19 protein-coding genes are annotated in these 17,292 nt (G+C 31.6%); 6 read left to right on the top strand and 13 right to left on the bottom strand.

The window, feature by feature from the left end; genetic code table 11:
- The first annotated feature begins 70 nt into the window (after positions 1 to 70).
- Positions 71 to 784: a LytR/AlgR family response regulator transcription factor gene (locus tag IW20_RS01510; protein ID WP_035617867.1), complete on the top strand. Its 714-nt coding sequence runs from the start codon at positions 71 to 73 to the stop codon at positions 782 to 784.
- 6 nt (positions 785 to 790) lie between these two features.
- On the opposite strand, the gene IW20_RS01505 is transcribed toward IW20_RS01510, so the two are convergent.
- Together IW20_RS01505 and IW20_RS01500 are read right to left on the bottom strand one after the other, a co-directional pair.
- Entirely contained in the window at positions 791 to 1,306 is a 516-nt protein-coding gene (locus IW20_RS01505; protein ID WP_035617865.1) for a gamma carbonic anhydrase family protein, read from the bottom strand.
- A gap of 27 nt (positions 1,307 to 1,333) precedes the next feature.
- Positions 1,334 to 2,323, bottom strand: a complete 990-nt coding sequence (locus IW20_RS01500) for a PorP/SprF family type IX secretion system membrane protein (protein ID WP_035617863.1) — start codon at positions 2,321 to 2,323, stop codon at positions 1,334 to 1,336.
- A 163-nt stretch (positions 2,324 to 2,486) separates the two neighbouring features.
- Between IW20_RS01500 and IW20_RS01495 the strand changes: the two genes are divergently transcribed.
- The 3 genes from IW20_RS01495 (at position 2,487) to IW20_RS01485 (ending at position 5,000) form a co-directional block, all read left to right on the top strand.
- Positions 2,487 to 3,386 (top strand): NifU family protein, encoded by a 900-nt coding sequence (locus IW20_RS01495; protein ID WP_035617861.1) that lies wholly within the window; start codon positions 2,487 to 2,489, stop codon positions 3,384 to 3,386.
- 173 nt (positions 3,387 to 3,559) lie between these two features.
- Positions 3,560 to 4,084, top strand: a complete 525-nt coding sequence (locus IW20_RS01490) for a hypothetical protein (RefSeq protein WP_035617859.1) — start codon at positions 3,560 to 3,562, stop codon at positions 4,082 to 4,084.
- 103 nt (positions 4,085 to 4,187) lie between these two features.
- Entirely contained in the window at positions 4,188 to 5,000 is an 813-nt protein-coding gene (locus IW20_RS01485) for a mechanosensitive ion channel family protein (RefSeq protein ID WP_035618116.1), read from the top strand.
- A gap of 9 nt (positions 5,001 to 5,009) precedes the next feature.
- On the opposite strand, the gene tsaB is transcribed toward IW20_RS01485, so the two are convergent.
- The 7 genes from tsaB to IW20_RS01450 form a co-directional block, all read right to left on the bottom strand.
- Positions 5,010 to 5,681, bottom strand: coding sequence for a tRNA (adenosine(37)-N6)-threonylcarbamoyltransferase complex dimerization subunit type 1 TsaB (gene tsaB, locus IW20_RS01480; protein WP_035617856.1), 672 nt, complete (start codon positions 5,679 to 5,681; stop codon positions 5,010 to 5,012).
- A gap of 74 nt (positions 5,682 to 5,755) precedes the next feature.
- Entirely contained in the window at positions 5,756 to 7,039 is a 1,284-nt protein-coding gene (locus IW20_RS01475) for an efflux RND transporter periplasmic adaptor subunit (protein ID WP_035617853.1), read from the bottom strand.
- Positions 7,040 to 7,045: 6 nt separating this feature from the next.
- Positions 7,046 to 8,482 carry a TolC family protein gene (locus IW20_RS01470; protein ID WP_035617852.1) on the bottom strand — a complete coding sequence of 479 codons (1,437 nt, stop codon included), beginning with the start codon at positions 8,480 to 8,482 and terminating at the stop codon, positions 7,046 to 7,048.
- 84 nt (positions 8,483 to 8,566) lie between these two features.
- Entirely contained in the window at positions 8,567 to 9,682 is a 1,116-nt protein-coding gene (locus tag IW20_RS01465; RefSeq protein WP_035617849.1) for an efflux RND transporter periplasmic adaptor subunit, read from the bottom strand.
- 43 nt (positions 9,683 to 9,725) lie between these two features.
- Positions 9,726 to 10,997 carry an ABC transporter permease gene (locus IW20_RS01460; protein WP_035617847.1) on the bottom strand — a complete coding sequence of 424 codons (1,272 nt, stop codon included), beginning with the start codon at positions 10,995 to 10,997 and terminating at the stop codon, positions 9,726 to 9,728.
- 2 nt (positions 10,998 to 10,999) lie between these two features.
- Complete coding sequence (locus IW20_RS01455; protein ID WP_035617845.1) at positions 11,000 to 12,244, bottom strand: ABC transporter permease; 1,245 nt, start codon at positions 12,242 to 12,244, stop codon at positions 11,000 to 11,002.
- Entirely contained in the window at positions 12,237 to 12,938 is a 702-nt protein-coding gene (locus IW20_RS01450; RefSeq protein ID WP_035617842.1) for an ABC transporter ATP-binding protein, read from the bottom strand. The genes IW20_RS01455 and IW20_RS01450 overlap by 8 nt, the downstream gene beginning before the upstream one ends.
- Positions 12,939 to 13,107: 169 nt before the next feature.
- On the opposite strand from IW20_RS01450, the gene IW20_RS01445 reads away from it, so the two are divergent.
- Both IW20_RS01445 and IW20_RS01440 read left to right on the top strand, forming a co-directional pair.
- Positions 13,108 to 14,517, top strand: coding sequence for a DUF4403 family protein (locus tag IW20_RS01445; RefSeq protein WP_035617840.1), 1,410 nt, complete (start codon positions 13,108 to 13,110; stop codon positions 14,515 to 14,517).
- Between the two features lie 32 nt (positions 14,518 to 14,549).
- Complete coding sequence (locus IW20_RS01440) at positions 14,550 to 15,152, top strand: hypothetical protein (RefSeq protein ID WP_035617838.1); 603 nt, start codon at positions 14,550 to 14,552, stop codon at positions 15,150 to 15,152.
- Here IW20_RS01440 and IW20_RS01435 read toward each other — a convergent pair.
- The 4 genes from IW20_RS01435 to IW20_RS01420 are packed head-to-tail and all read right to left on the bottom strand — an operon-like array spanning position 15,149 to position 17,292.
- Positions 15,149 to 15,415, bottom strand: coding sequence for a hypothetical protein (locus IW20_RS01435; RefSeq protein ID WP_035617836.1), 267 nt, complete (start codon positions 15,413 to 15,415; stop codon positions 15,149 to 15,151). The genes IW20_RS01440 and IW20_RS01435 overlap by 4 nt on opposite strands.
- Positions 15,408 to 15,947, bottom strand: a complete 540-nt coding sequence (locus tag IW20_RS01430) for a DUF420 domain-containing protein (protein ID WP_035617834.1) — start codon at positions 15,945 to 15,947, stop codon at positions 15,408 to 15,410. Before IW20_RS01430 ends, IW20_RS01435 begins: the two co-directional genes overlap by 8 nt.
- Position 15,948: 1 nt before the next feature.
- Complete coding sequence (locus IW20_RS01425) at positions 15,949 to 16,638, bottom strand: SCO family protein (protein ID WP_035617832.1); 690 nt, start codon at positions 16,636 to 16,638, stop codon at positions 15,949 to 15,951.
- A 12-nt stretch (positions 16,639 to 16,650) separates the two neighbouring features.
- Entirely contained in the window at positions 16,651 to 17,292 is a 642-nt protein-coding gene (locus IW20_RS01420; RefSeq protein ID WP_035617830.1) for a hypothetical protein, read from the bottom strand.

Genomic DNA, 17,292 nt, shown 5'->3' with positions numbered 1-17,292 from the left:
TAATTTTAACTTGTCTTTAGTGGTCAAGTTATATTTTCGCATCATAAATTTTATCTAAAAAAGACGACAAATGAAATGTGTAATTATAGATGATGAACCTCTAGCAGTTGAGTTACTTAAGGATTTTGTGAGCAAAGTCGATTCTTTAGAATTAGTAAATACATTCAATAACGCAATTGATGCTATTTCTATTATAAATCAGACGAGTATCGATTTAATTTTTCTAGATATAGAAATGCCTCATTTTTCAGGAATAGATTTTTTAAATGCTATCGAAAAGAAACCTTTGGTCATTTTTACAACAGCTTATTCTGATTATGCTGTAGAAGGTTTTAACCTTGGTGCTGTAGATTATTTAGTAAAGCCAATTCCGTTTCATCGCTTTTTAAAATCGGTTGTAAGAGCACAACAACTATTTAATCCGTTGCATATTCCTGCAAGTGTAAATCCAATTTCGGCTCCCGAAATCAACCAGGATTTCATGTTTGTAAGAGCCGAATATGAGAATGTAAAACTGAACTTTTCGGATATTTTATTTATCGAAGGATTAAAAGATTATGTAAAAATTTACACTACAGATAATAAATATACCTTAACATTAATAAGTCTTATAAAGCTTGAAAACTTACTATCTAATAAAGGTTTTTCTAGAATTCATCGATCGTATATTATTAATATCAAACACGTAAAATCAATTCAAAAAAACAAAGCTTTGATTGGAGATAAAAGAATTCCCATCAGCGAAAGCTATAAAAATGCTTTCTTCGAAAAAATAAATTTGTAACTACTTCTACTCTTCTTTAAACCAGCTCGAATACATTACATAATTATTAGAAATTCGTTCTATTTCGCCAGCAAAATCAGATTGGTCTATATCTTTTACCTTCTTTGCAGGAACTCCAGCATAAATACTACCTGATGTTACAACTGTATTTTGCGTTATTACAGCTCCAGCAGCAACGATAGCATTGCTCTCTACAACACAATTATCCATTACGATTGCTCCCATTCCTATTAATACATTATCGTGAATCGTACAACCGTGTACAATTGCGTTATGTCCTATAGAAACATTATTTCCTATAATTGTTGGATGCTTTTGATACGTACAATGAATAATAGCACCGTCTTGGATATTTACTTTATTCCCGATTTTAATAAAATTTACATCTCCCCTAATTACAGCATTAAACCAAACGCTACATGAATCTCCAAAAGTAACATCTCCTACAATCGTTGCATTTTCGGCTACATAACAATCCTCTGGAATATTAGGTGTTTTTCCGTTTACAGATTTTATCAACATGAAATTTATTTTTAAAATGAATTATAATTAATTTATTGCAGGACAATCGCAATCATATCGTTCGCGCTTACAGAATAAGTTAAGTCCCAAAGTAATTTGATGATACGCTCCGTTATCAAACTTTACATTACCCGTAACTTGCGAATAGGTATAAGCGAACATAAAGTTTTTATAATTAACGCCTAAGATAGGTGTTATATATTGCAATTTTTGAGTTGATATTCCGGAACCATCATAATATTGAGCTCCATCAAAACTTCTTCTATATGATAATCCAGCCCAAAGGCTACCAAAATCCATATTCTTGTATGCTTTTAGGTTAATATCAACTAACTTCTCTTTGGTTTTATCAAATAATTGAAAAAGAACTGAAGGTTCCCATAATAATTTCTTTTTATTTCCGAATACATATCCTGCACTCAAAAGATATTTTCTAAGATTATCGCTTTCAAATTCTGTATATATCTCACGTCTGGACTCAACAGCTCCTTGAACTGTAGCATGGGCATAAAAATTAAGATAATTATATGATGCACCAAAATCTACATTAAAATAAGTATCCTTTTGAATATCTCCAACAACAATTGGATCAAATGCATCAAAAGCTGTTTCGTCTAGCTGGTTCTGAATTACTCCTACATTCATACCAAATGAAAGCTGGTTTAAATCGATCTCATCTCTAGAAAAAAGGATATGATATGCGTAAGTAAGTTTAACTCCTTTTTGAGAATGGTAACCATTTTTATCATTAAAAACTATAATTCCAGCTCCTGATCTACTATCTCCTATTCGACCATTAAAACTCAACGTTTGCAGTGTTGGCGCATCATCCTGACCAAACCATTGTTTACGTGCTGTTAATCTTAGTTTAGCGCAATTTGCTGCACCAGCCATCGAAGGATGTATTAAATAATAGTTATCTGACAAATAATCTGAATAAACAGGAATACCTTCTTGAGAGTATGCATAAGAAAATATAAATAATAGAAAAACTGAATATTTAATTTTAGTATACATTGGGGGAAAGTTTATTAAAGTAGGTGTTAAAATATTATTTTAATACTATGATATGGTAAATATTCCTAAGATAGAGGAAATAATACGCTATTTTAATATTAAATATCAAATATAACTATTAGTAGAAAATAACTTTAGTAAATTTGTAAAAAATTACTAAATCATGACAAAACTCACTATAAAAGAAACACAAAACCCTACTATATTAAAATTTGAATTTCCTGACTTTATCACTAAGAATGAGAGCTTTGAATTTAAAAATATTGATGAAGCTAAAAACTCTCCACTAGCTCAAAAGCTTTTTTATCTACCATTTGTAAAAACAGTATATATCTCGGGGAATTTTATCGCTATCGAAAGATATAGCATTGTAGAATGGGATGATGTAAAAGACGCTGTAGCGGAACAAATTGAAACATTTGTAAACGATGGTGGAGTAATTATATCTATCGACGAAAACAAACCTAAAAAACAGCCAATAACTGTTTATGGTGAATCGACTCCTAACCCTGCTGCTCTAAAATTTGTGGTAAGCAGAATGCTGACTAAAAACGCGATAGAATACAAAAATATTGATCAAACTGCATCTTCTCCATTAGCTCAGGAATTATTTAAATTTCCTTACGTAAAAGAGATTTTTATCGATGAAAACTATATTTCTGTAACTAAATATGAGATTAATGATTGGCAAGAAATCACTCTTGAACTAAGAACTTTCATTAAACAATATATCGAAAACGGAGGAACTGTTCTAGACGAAAGTTTAATCGAAGTAGCAACTAAAAATGATGTTACTAAAGATGAAGCTTTTGATAAACTTGATACAACATCACAACAAATCATCAATATATTAGAAGAATACGTAAAACCTGCAGTAGCTGCTGATGGTGGAAATATTGCTTTTGATTCTTATAATGACGCAGACAAAACTGTAAAAGTAATTTTACAGGGAGCTTGTAGCGGTTGTCCATCATCTACATTTACACTTAAAAGCGGTATCGAAAATATGCTAAAAAGTATGCTAAATGACGATAACATAAAAGTAGAAGCTGTAAACGCATAACTCTTCTTTAAAAGAATTTAAAAAGCGCTTCAATTGAAGCGCTTTTTTATTGCCTTAAAAATACCAACACAAACTCCAAACCACTTATTATCAATAAATTATTACTACACAAATAATATACTTCTTAAAAAAAAGATTAATATTGTAATCTATATTAATCAATAAGAACTATTATGGGATTATCATCATTTTTTAAGAATTTGTTCGGCACTGCCAAGGAGTCTGCAACAGAATTAGCGGACCAAGCCGAAAGTACATTTGAACAAGCGAAAGAAGCTGCTGCTCCTTATCTTGAAAAAGCCGAAACATTTGCCGAAGAAACCATAGGCAAAGTTAAAGAAGCATCGGCTCCATATCTTGAAAAAGCTGAAACTCTTGCTGAAGAAACTATAGACAAAGTTAAAGAAGTATCGACTCCGTATCTTGAAAAAGCTGAAACTCTTGCCGGAGAAACTATAGACAAAGTCAAAGAAGTTTCTGCCCCAATACTAGATAGTGCCGAAGGTTATGCAAACCAAGCAAAAGAAGTCGTTAGCGAATATGCTGGAAAAGCTTCGGATGCTATTGAAAAAGCTGTAGATTCTGTTAAAGAAACAACTACAACAACTGCCGAAACTGTTACAGAAGAAACAAAATCGCTTGCAAGTGATGTAACTGACGCTGCCGATGAAGCATCGGATAAAGCGTTAAATAAATAGTTAAAGATGACAGCAATTCCTTATTAATAAAATAATTAATTTTTATCTTTGCCAAACTAATTCTAACCTTCTCCACATGAGAAGGTTTTTTTATATTAAAAAAATGAATCTAAATCCAGAACAAATTAGTGAGTACGTTAATCAATTTATCAAAATATTAGTTGATTACTCTCCTAAGCTAATTTCAGCTTTTCTTATTTTATTTGTAGGTCTCTACATTATTCGCGTTGTTAATAGAGTTATGCGTCGAATAATGGAAAAACGTAACCTCGACCCTACCTTAACAAAATTCCTAGCAGATATTTTATTATGGGCATTACGAATATTATTGTTTGTATCATTCATATCCAAACTAGGAATTGAAACATCTTCGTTTGTCGCTATCCTTGGTGCTATGGGTCTTGCAGTTGGTTTGTCTCTACAAGGTTCGCTTTCTAACTTTGCCGGAGGAATGCTTATTATTGTATTTAAACCTTTTAAAGTTGGTGATACAATTGAAGCACAAGGTATTATTGCAACTGTTTCTGAAATACAAATTTTTGTAACTAAGTTGCTTACTGCAAACAATCAAACAGTATTTGTACCTAATGGAGCTTTATCTAATGGCACAATTATTAATTACTCTATGCAAGGACAACGTAGAGCCGACCTAACATTTGCAATTGCTTATGATGCCGATATTAAAAAGGCGAAAGATATTCTTGAAAAAATATTAACAGACAATCCGAATGTACTTAAGAATCCTGCACCAGAAGTTTTTGTAAAAAACTTAACAGCTAGTTCTGTAGAATTTGCGGTACGTCCTTGGGCTAAAAATGAAAATTTCGGAACTGTTAGTTCTCAGACTTTAGAACATTGCAAAATTGCTCTAGACGAAGCTGGAATTTCTGTTCAGCCTTTTACGCTTCAAAAATAAAAAAGATTTTTATTGCTTTTTGGGAGCTGTAACCATAAAGTCTTTCAAATAGTAAGGTTCAAAATAAGCGACATCTACAATGTCGTTTATTTTGAATTTATTAAAACTTATAATACTCATTTCTTTTGCAGATGGGTATTTAACTTCTTCCAGAAAAATAAAATTTTCTTTCGTTAAAATTGGTTTGCATTTTTCAGCACAATCTCCAACAAAGTAAATAGTTTCTGTATATTCTTCAAACGAATTTTCGGTAATAATTTCAGCCAAAATTTCTCTTTGCTTTTCTAATTTAGAGTTAAATACTGCACTATATACCTCCATGCGTCTTGCATCAAGCATCGGAACTATTAAACCGTTGGTTACATTTGCCTGAGAAGCTAATGTTTGTAATGTATCTACAGCTATTAACGGAATATTTAAGGCATAACACAAACCTTTTGCAGCCGAAACTCCTATACGCAATCCTGTGTAAGATCCAGGTCCTTGGCTAACTGCAATTGCAGATAAATCCTTATAAGAAACTCCAGCTTCCAGAATACATTCTTCGATAAATACATGTAATCTTTCGGCATGAGAATAGCCTTCTTCTGAGATTTCTTTGTGCAGAATTATTTTCCCCTCTTTTGCTAAAGCAACAGAACAGTTCTTTGTAGCAGTTTCAATATTAAGAATGTAAGCCAAAACTAATTTTATATTTTATGGAAACAAAAAACAATCTAATTCTACTATAGAACTAGATTGTCTCGTTATTATTATTATTTTTCTTTATCGGATTTAAGGCTAACCTTATCTCCTGAATTCAAATCTTTCGAAACTGTTGTGTATGGCCCTGTAATTACCATATCTCCAGCTTTCAGTCCAGACATTACTTCGATATTTGTATCATCTTGAATTCCTGTTTTGATGATTCTGATTTTAGCTTTGTCTCCTACTTTTACAAAAACACATTCGAATTTTTTGTCTTTTTTAGGAGCCGCTTTTTTATCATTCGGATCTTCAACTTTAATCTCTTTTACTGCTGTGGTATCAGATTTTACAACTACGGCACTTATTGGCACCGCTAACACATTCTTTTTTGTATTTGTTATAATATCAACCGTAGCAGTCATTCCTGGTCTAAAAGGCGAATATGCCTCTGGCTTTCCTTCCATTAAATCTTGATAAGATTCTTTTAGAATTCTTACTTTAACTTTAAAGTTTGTTACCTGATCAGATGTTAATGTACTACTTGCTGAATTAGAGATACTTGTTACAACTCCTTTAAATTGTTTTTTTAAGTAAGCATCTACTTCAACATTTGCTTCATCTCCAACTTTTATTTTTACAATGTCATTTTCGTTTACATCAACTTCAACTTCCATATTGTTTAAGTTGGCAACTCTCAAAATTTCAGTTCCAGCCATTTGTTGCGTTCCCAAAACACGCTCTCCAAGCTCTACGTTTAGTACCGAAATTGTACCATCTGCAGGAGCATAAATTGTAGTACGTCTTAAGTTGTCTTTTGCCTCATTTACAGATGCCGAAGCACTTTGTACTGTAAAATAAGCATTCTGCTTGGTTGCTTTTGCTACTTCAAAAGAAGCAATTGCTTTATCCCAATCTGACTTGGAGATGATTCCTTTTTCAAATAACTTTTTATTTCTTTCATAACTAGCCTTTGCTTCTTTAAAAGAAGCATCTGATTGACTCAAACCAGCTTTGGCTCCAGACAAATTAGAAACGGTACGATCATAACTTGACGTATATAAATCAGGGTTTATTTTTACTAATAAATCTCCTTTTTTAACAACTTGTCCTTCTTTTACATTTAGTGCAATAATTTCTCCCGAAACTTCTGATGAAATTTTCACTTCAATTTCTGGCTGAATTTTCCCAGTTGCCGAAACGGTTTCTACAATAGTTGATGCTATAACTTTTGCAACTTCTACTTCTGTACCAGCCTCTTTATTTCCTATTACACCTTCTTTCTTAAACCAAACTAATGCTGCAATGACAACTATTACGCCGCCTAATAAGAAATAAATTGTTTTTTTTGACATAATGAACTAGTTTTTAACAATAGGAATTCCAAAATAGAATTCTAGTATTTTAATTTTAAATATATAGTCGTACTTCGTTCTAATAACTTCCGACTGTGCATTAGTAAGTAATGTTTGTGATTGATTAAAATCAAAAGCATTCATTAATCCTACTGCAAATTTTTCTTTAGCATAATCATAAGCTCCTTGTCTAGACTCTAATGCCACAACCGATGCTTCATGTGCATTTAACGCCCCTTTTGCATCTGTAAATGCAGTATAAACATTACGCTGTAAATCTAAGTTTTTTTGTTCTAATTCGATCTTAGATTTCTCTAAACTTACCTTTGAACGCTCTACATTGTTTCTTGTTGAGAATCCATTAAAAACTGGAACTGATAATTGAAAGCCAAATGACTGTCCTTTATTATCTTTAAACTGATCTAAAATTGGTTGTGCATTCCCTAATACTGGTGTAAAATTATTTTGTAATACACTTTGATTTGTTCCTTGTACAAAACCTATTTGCTTTGTAGGGTTATTTGCATCAGGAACCATTCCTGTTACAATATCCGAATAACTTGCTCTGGTATTAAAGTTATAAAATGCGCTCAAAGTAGGCTGATAAGCTCCTTTAGAAATAGAAACATTTTTCTCTGCAATTTCCAGATTCGCTTTTGCAATTTTTAAATCTGTTCTTACTTCTTTTGCCTTTTCGTAAATTGTACTTGGCGATTGTGATAAAATAGAATTTCCATCATTCATATTTGTATCATCGATAACATCAAAATCTTCAAATTGTTTTAATTGTAACAACTGTGCCAAACTTAATTTAGAAATTAGCAACGTATTCTCTGCAATGATAACATTTTGTTTACCTGTTGCAACTGTAGCTTTAATATCTAATAAATCTCCTCTTGGGATTGTTCCAGCTTTTACCAATTCATCTGAACGTGCATGTTGCTTTTCGCTAATAGCTAGTTGTTCTTGTTGTACTTTTAAATTTTCTTTATTAAAAAGAACTTGCAAAAATGCATTTGCTACATTAAGAGAAATATCTTCTTGCATTTTTTGCAATTGATATTTTGCAGCAACAATAGATAAATTAGCCTTACGTAATGTATTTTGGTTTCTTAAACCTTTATATATATCTACACCTACACTTGCTCCTACAGCAGAGTATTGAGTAGTTTGATTTTCTAGTAATCCCGTTGTTATATTCTGGTTTAAACCAACGTTCCAAGAGTGAGAAGCATTTGCATTTACTGTAGGCAAATAATTCCCGATTGCAGATTTTTTGTCAATATTAGCACTCTGAGTATCTAATTCCGATTGTTTAATTGAGATATTGTTATCTAATGCATATTTTACACATTCTTCTAGCGTCCATTTTTTAGATTGCGCCTGAACTGACGCTCCAAATAGTAAGACAAAAACAAAATAAATATATTTCTTATTTTTCATAAACTTTGAATCAAAGCATAGCAAAGATACTATACAAATTTAACATTCTTTAAAAACCAAAAATTCTTTTTTTCTAACTGTTACTTATTTTTTTTCTTCTTCTTTTATCAAGCCCTGATTCCAAATCTTTATTTTATCTGTAGCTGTAATACCACTTTTTACCTGAACATAAATTCCATCACTAACTCCTAAAACAAGGTCTTTTCTTTGAAATTTTTGAGGAGCAATTTCTACTTCTACATATGGCTTTTGAGTTTTTTTATCAAACTGTACCAATGATTCTTTTATAGCCAAAACTTTTTCAGCTTTGTCTAATATGATAGATGCATTTGCACTTAAACCTGCTCTAATAAATGTATTATCTCTATTTTCTAGTGATGCTTTTATCTGAAACTGGATTGCTCCATTCTCAACTACTCCTTTTGGTGCAATATAGCGTAAAATTGCATCAAATTTTTTATTTTCTATAGCTCCAATAGTAATTTCGATTGGCATTTTTTCTCTGATTTTTCCAACTTCAGATTCATCGATTTTACCAACAAAAATCATTCTTCCCACATCTGCAACACTTGCAATTGTAGTTCCTTCATTAAAATTATTACTTTCGATAACCTGATTACCTACTTTTACAGGCACGTCTAGTACCATTCCGTTTACTGTAGAACGAATTAAAGTATTAGCATAATTCCCTAATCCTGATGTAGTTCCTGTTTTTACAATATCAAAACTTTGTTTAGAAGACAAATAAGTTTGTTTTGCCTGTTTGTAAGCCACTTGTGCAGCATCAAAATCATTTGCAGAAATCACCCCTTTATCAAACAATGTTTTTTGTCTTTGATATAATTTTTCTTGGTTATCCAAGGCTATTTTAGCAGTCTGAACTTGATTCTGAGTGTTACTAACGTTCGAAACATTTGCTACAACTTTAATCTTAGCAATCATATCTCCTGCCTTAATAGTCTCTCCTGCTTTAATATAAACAGCTTCGATAATTCCTGAAATATTAGGTTTGATAAGTACCTCTTCATCAGGCTGGATATTACCTGTCGCAATTGTATTTTTAACTATCGTTTTTATCTCAGCTTTTTCTGTTTGATAAACAATTGGTGATTCTTGATTTTTTGCATACAAATAATACAAAGCACCAAAGAAAACTACTGCAATAAAAATTAAAATGGTTATGGTTACTCCTTTTTTCATTTTGTTTTTTGTTTAATCGATTATTTTATTGATTGATAATTTTTTATTCTGCTCGCAAAGCATCTACAGGCTTTACGTTTATTGCTGTTTGCGCCGGAATAAATCCTGCAAGCAAACCAGACCCCACTAATATTAATAATGCTACAAAGACAACCCCTAAATCTACCGTTGGGTTTGCAAACATGGTATTACTGTCTGCCGGCATCGAAGATAATATCTTATTAAGTATTGCAATAATCCCTGTTGCAACTGCAATACCCAGCATTCCTGATATAATTGTTAAAAATATAGATTCAGATAATATTTGTCTTCTAATCGCTCCGGGTGTTGCTCCCAATGCTCTTCGTATCCCTATTTCTTTTGTTCTCTCTTTTACCACAATTAGCATAATATTAGAAATTCCGATAACTCCAGAAATCAAAACTAGTGACCCAACGAAGTAAGCAATAAATTTTAAGATCGAGAACAAACTTTGTACTTTGTTAAACTCTTCTGATAAATCAAAATTACCAACAGCATTATTATCCTCTGGATTAATAGAATGTCTGGTTTTCATTAAGTCTAAAATTTTAGGTTTTAGCTCTGTAATCGAAATTTTATCATTTGCCGTAAGCGCCATCCATCCTACTTTATCTCCATAATTAAAGGCTTGCTGAAAAGTGGTAAATGGTACAAAAATATTTTTTTGCTCACTTTCTGCATTTCCATTATTCTGAGATTTAGAATAATATACTCCTACAACCATAAAGTTCACTCCATTAATTTTAACATAAGTTCCTATAGGATCATCTTCTTTTTCATATAAACCAGAAATAACACCTTTACCAATAACGGCAACTTTTCTTTTCTGAAGGATGTCTTGCTGATTTACAAAACGTCCTTTAATAATATCCATAGGTTGCTGTTTAATAAGTTCCGGATAATCTCCGTAAATAGTAAACGCAGCAGTTTTAGTACCTCTTACAACATTATTAACACCATCATTAGAATCTCCTAATTGATTACGTGGAGACACATATAATAAATCTGGCAAAGATTCTTTTAAAGCAGCAACATCACCATTTCTAAAATCGTAACGTCTTGTTTTTGGCAATCCTTTATATGGTTTAGAAGTAGTTCTTGTCCACATAAACATAGTGTTTGTAGCAATACCATCAAATCCCTTCTTAACTCCATTCTCTAAACCATTACCTGCAGCAAGTAATATTACCAGAATAAATATTCCCCAGAAAACCCCAAATGCAGTAAGCACCGTCCTAAACACGTTTGACGTTAAGGCTTCTAAAATCTCGTTCCAATTATCTCTATCAAACATAATTATTCGTCTCTAAGTGCTACAATAGGTTTAATACTTGCTGCTCTATATGCTGGAAAAAAACCAGCCATTGCTCCCGCAAATACGAGCAAAACTAAAGTGGTCAACGCCACACTAAAATCTACCTGTGGATTAACAAAATACTCACTCTGCACCATTGGCCCTACCAACTCTAGTAATAATAAACTAGCCAATAAGCCTACGAAACCTGCAATTGTGGTAATAAAAATAGACTCATGTAATATCATCCAGATAATTGAAACAGGAGAAGCTCCAAGTGCTTTTCTAATACCAATTTCTTTAGTTCTTTCTTTAACGATGATTAACATAATATTACTAACTCCTACAACTCCTGCGATAATTGTACAAATTCCTACCCACCAAAAAAACAATCGGATATAAAGGTTTAAATCATAGAATTTTTTCGCATTTTCTACAGAGTTGTAAACACCTACACCACCATCATCATTAGGTGCTACGACATTTTTACTTTTAAGAAGATCTTTTAAATCTTGTGTAAATTTTACCGATTGAGCTAATGCCTCATCATAATTAGCTGTTTTCTTTAGAGTAAAAAACAAATTACTAATTTTATCTCCTGCTCCAAAAGCTCTTTGGGTAGTTGTTATAGGTAAATATGCTCTAGACTCTTCTCTTTCTCCTCCAGGATCTGTAAAAACTCCAACAACTTTAAAATTGATATTGTTTATAGATATTTGTTTCCCCAAAGCTTCCTTATCTTTAAACAACTCCAACTTTAATTTCATCCCGATAACTGCTGCCTTTTCATAATTAGCTAAATCTCTAGCATTTATATACCTTCCTTCAACAACAGTTAAATTTTCAACAGCCCCATAATCCGGATGAACACCTCTATATTGGTAATTTCCAGATTCTTTTCCATAAGAAATAAGTCCATTCCAGTAATTATAAGTCGCGGCTTTTTTATCTAATTGATCTTCAAATTTCTGAACCGACTGGTCATAATCACTATCTCTAAATTGTATTTGTCTACCTGGATTAAGTCCTTTATATTCTTTTGTAGTTGTACCAGACCAAACTTCTATAATTCCATCTGCATCACGTTCGAATTGTTTTTCGATACCATTCTGAAGTCCTTTACCCGCTCCTAGAAGAATAACCAATATAAAAATCCCTGAAGCTACAGAAATCCCTGTAAGAAAGGTTCTTAATTTATTTTTGGAAATTGCTTCAAATATTTCCTGCCAGCGCTCAATATTAAACATAAGCTGATGCTCTTACTTGTTCTACGTATTTATCATCTATGATTAGTCCATCTTTCAAGACTACATTTCTCTTACACATTGCCGCAATATCTGGCTCGTGTGTTACAATCAAAATTGTTTTTCCTTCGTCATTAATTCCCTGAATCAATTCCATAACTTCGTATGATGTTTTTGTATCCAAAGCTCCTGTTGGCTCATCTGCCAATAATACTTTTGGATTTGAAGCCAATGCTCTGGCAATTGCCACACGTTGCTTTTGTCCACCCGAAAGTTCACTTGGTAAATGGTGTGAATGTGAATCTAAACCTACTTTTTTTAAATAAGCCAAGGCAATTTCATAACGCTCTTTTCTTTTTATACCCTGATAATATAATGGCATCGCTACATTATCGAGAGCCGTTTTATAATTAATTAAATTGAAGGATTGAAAAACAAAACCCAAAAATTTATTTCTATATCTAGACGCAATCGTTTCATTAAGATTTTTAATTGGCACATTATCCAAAATATATTCTCCTGAATCGGCCTCATCTAATATTCCTAAAATATTTAACAATGTTGATTTTCCAGAACCAGATGACCCCATTATAGCAACCAACTCTCCTTCTTTAATATTGAAATTAATTCCTTTCAACACATGTAATTCAGATTTTCCCATTTTATAGGATTTATGTAAGTCTTTAATTTCAATCATGGTTTGTTAATTTTAAAACAATAATACTTATTTTGCTAAGCAATTCAATATAACGAAATGTTAATAGTTTTAACCTATTACATTAATAAGACTAAATCCATATCAAAATGTTACACTTTAATCTTAAAATATATTTGTTTTCTTAATTTTACATCTTAAAAAAAACCTAATGAAGAATTTAATATCGTTTCTAGCTCTCTCAATAGTTGCCATTCTTATAACTAGCTGTTCTTCTTCTCAAAAAATAGCGACATTAAAACCTGAGCCCGATGATGCGAGTCCATTAATATATGACAATACTCCATCATTCATAAATTTGCCTATTACTGTAAAGCTAAAAGATATTGAAAACCAAACCAATAACCTACTTAACGGTTTAATTTACGAAGATAACAATATTGAGGATGATGATATCGAAATCAAAATATGGAAATTAGCTCCTATAAGAATTGAGAATGATCCTGCTAATCCTGACAAGAAAATCAAGACTATTTTACCTCTAAAAGCGCTTGTAAAATATCGAATCGGAACTAAACAGTTAGGAGTAGAACTATATGATACTAGAGAATTTAATCTAAATGGAGTAATTACATTAGTTAGCTCAGTGGGGCTAACCAATTGGAAATTGAACACTAAAACCGAATTAAAATCATTAGATTGGAATGAGAGCCCAACTATGAGTGTTTTTGGAAAGAATATGCCTGTAACTTATCTTATTAATCCAGCCATTTCTATTTTCAAGTCAAAATTAGAAAAAAGTATTGATGCTGCAATAGAAAAGTCAATGGACTTTAAACCAAATGTTTTGGCTGCTTTAGAAAAAATCTGTACTCCATTCCAAATGAATCAAGAATATGACAGTTGGTTAAGAATTGTACCTATTGAGATATACTCTTCTGATGCTAAGCTAAAAAATGATTCTTTCTTACTAGAAATGGGAATGAAATGTAATATGGAGACTATAATTGGTAAACAACCTGAAAGTAAATTTAGTGCTTCAAAAATAGTTTTAAAACCTGTATCTAAAATTCCAAAACAAATCACTGCTAATATTGCTGCCGTATCTAGCTATAAAGATGCTTCTAAAATCATGACAAGAAATTTTGCCGGACAAGAATTTGGTTCTGGCAGCAAAAAAATCACTGTCAAAAATGTAGAAATCTGGCATAAAGACGGAAAAATGATTATTGCTTTAGATGTTTTAGGAGCTGTAAATGGAACTTTATACCTAAACGGTTTCCCTAAATACAACCAGCAAACTAAGGAACTTTATTTTGATCAACTAGACTATGTTCTTGATACAAAAAGCAGACTAACCCGCACTGCCAACTGGCTTTTACAAGGATTCATTTTAAACAAAATGAAAGAAAGCTGTCGTTACTCTATTCAGCCAAATTTAGAAGAAGGAAAACAAAGCATGCTTAATTATCTTAAAAACTATTCACCTATGCCTGGAGTTTTTGTAAATGGAAAAATGGATGATATAGAATTTCAAAAAGTAGAACTAACAAACCAAGCTATTATAGCTTTTATAAAAGTTAATGGAACTGTGAATGTTTCGGTAAACGGATTGAAATAAAATTAATTACAAAAAACACGTTCAAGATTTTTATGAAATTGACATTTCAACTTTTATTTATATTTTTATCCAACATTACATTTAGTCAAGACTACAGAGAAGCTACAATCATTTTTAATGACAGCAGTCGCGTTAAAGGTTTTGGAGAAATTATAGGTAACACTATTTACTTTAAACTTAAACAAGAAGCCAAACCAGAAAAGTGGAGTTATGACATTGCTAAAGGCTTACTTTATTCTGGATATGGCTATTCTGAAAAATATGAATATGTTAAGTTTGAGAATAACAAAAAACCAAAATTAATGGAAGTCATTGAAGAAGGAAAACTAACCTTGTATAAGGATTCAAAAGCAATCTATAGAGATGATTCGAAATTCTTTGAGGACGGAAAGTTTCTATCAAGACGTTACTCTACCACCTACTCAAAACAAATATATTATGTAAAACGAAAAAATGCAGAATTTGCAACTGATATTACATTCAGTTTCAAATTCCGCTCAAAAATATTTTTTTCAGATTGTAAACAGATAATCGAAAAGATTAATAATGGAAAATTTCACAAAAAGAACATTCCTGAAATGATATATTATTACAACGACTATTGTGACGAATCTGAAAATGAAGATATAAACTAAACGTTTTTCTTTTTAGACTGATACATTCTGTAAATCAAATAACCAATTACAGCAACAAGCAAATAAGGAACTACCATAAGATAAACAATTCCATCATTTACTGCTTCGGCTTGTTTAGTATTTTCATCACCACCTAGAGCAGCACGACACATTGCGCATTGTGCATTGGCAGATAAATTAAAGAAAAAAATAACCAACAAGAAACTAATCTTTGCTAGTCTAGAAACACCTTGTTTCTTGTTGTTTGTATTTATATTAAACATAATAAGGGGAAATCATTAAATAAACAATTACTCCGGTAATAGCAACATATAACCAAAGCGGGTATGTGATTCTTGCAATTTTTCTGTGTTTGTCAAATGTATTCGCAATTGCACGTACATACGTTATCAAAACCAATGGAACAATGGCGATAGACAACAAAATATGAGAAATCAGAATAAAGAAATACACATAACGAATTACACCTTCTCCTCCAAATTTAGTAGAATCTGATGTCATATGATATGCGATATACATTACCAAGAATGCTAACGAAAGCGCAATTGCAGTAGTCATTAAACGTTCATGTAGCTTACGATTTCCTTTTTTGATTGCCATTACAGCAATAATCAAAACCAAAGCTGTAATCCCATTTATTGTAGCATAAATAGGCGGCAAGAAAGAAAGTGGCTCAACATTATATCCAAAATCTTTAAGTTTAACTCCAAATAAAATAGCAACTACAACTGGAATTACGATTGAAACAAGTATGATGTACTTATTGTATTTTTTTTCTAATGAATTATCCTCCATCTTACTCTTCTAATAATATATTTATATCTTGTTGTATATCTCTAACTCCTTTTTTATCTAATCCGTCGTAGTAAAGAATTGGATTTCCAAACTCATCTTTACGGCAACGAATATCTCCGTTTTTATCTACCAGAGCAAATAAACCAGAATGTTCAAAACCTCCGCTTACTTTATTATTTTCTCCAGCGTATAGATTAAATCCTTTATTAGATAAATCCATAATAGCATTTTTATCTCCTGTCAAAAAATTCCAATTAGATGATTTAACACCTAACAATTTAGCATGATCTTTTAGTACTTGTGGTGTATCATGAGCAGGATCAATTGTTATAGATATGATTCCGAAGTTAGGATTCCCAAAAAACTTTTTCTCAATTTCTAACATACTCAAATTCATCTTAGGACAAATGGATGGGCAAGTTGTAAAGAAAAATTCCAGAACATAAACCTTTCCTTTATAAGTTTCATTTGAGATTTTAACGTTATCCTGATTTGTTAATTCAAATTTAGGTGCTGGTCCAATTTTTACTAATTTTCCATCATCCTTTGTTTCTTTTGCATTAACACTATCCAAACGACTTCCTTTTACAACAGTATCATTTTTTACTCTATCGATAATTTTAGGAATAGCATAAATACCAAAAATCAATACTATAAATGAAATTCCGATATATGATTTATTTTTAAACATGATAATATAATTTTAAAGTTGTTTGGTTGCATTATGATTTTTCTTAAGAGCCGCACGATACTCGTAAAGGATTATCTTAAAATCATCGAGCATTTCGTTACTTAATTCAGATGGATGAAAAGTATTATATCCTTCCTTATAATCTTTCTTTTCTTTTCTTCCTCTTAAATTACGTCCCTTATCAACAATAAAGACATTAGGCGTACCTAGATGCTGATCTAGTTTACCAACTAAATGTAATTGGTTATAGTAAGTACTGATTTCATCCGGAGATGCAAAAACGAAGTGCCATTGAGAAACATCTGTAAACGCCGCTAAAGCATCTACCACTTTACGAGTATCTCCTTCTGTTCCCAAAGGACAAATTACAACAAATTGTAAGTCTTGAAAAGTGTGATAGCGTTGGTAAATTTTTTCGTTTAAATTAAAATAATTTCCACGATTTTTTAAAATCTCAGTTCCAGAAAAACCGAGTATTGTTATTTTGTTATCCAGACTTACTTTCTCACCTCTCAAAGATTTCCAGTTTCCTAAATCGGCAACTTTTGGTGTTATAACAGGCAAAGTAGTAAAACCATTCACGCCAGAAGCAAAAAAGAGATAAGCAACTATAGGCAAAACGAAGAGAACAAAAAGGACTATATTTTTTTTCAT

Source organism: Flavobacterium hydatis (assembly GCF_000737695.1).
Classification (GTDB): Bacteria; Bacteroidota; Bacteroidia; order Flavobacteriales; family Flavobacteriaceae; genus Flavobacterium; species Flavobacterium hydatis.
This window is presented reverse-complemented; position numbering and strand designations above follow the sequence as displayed.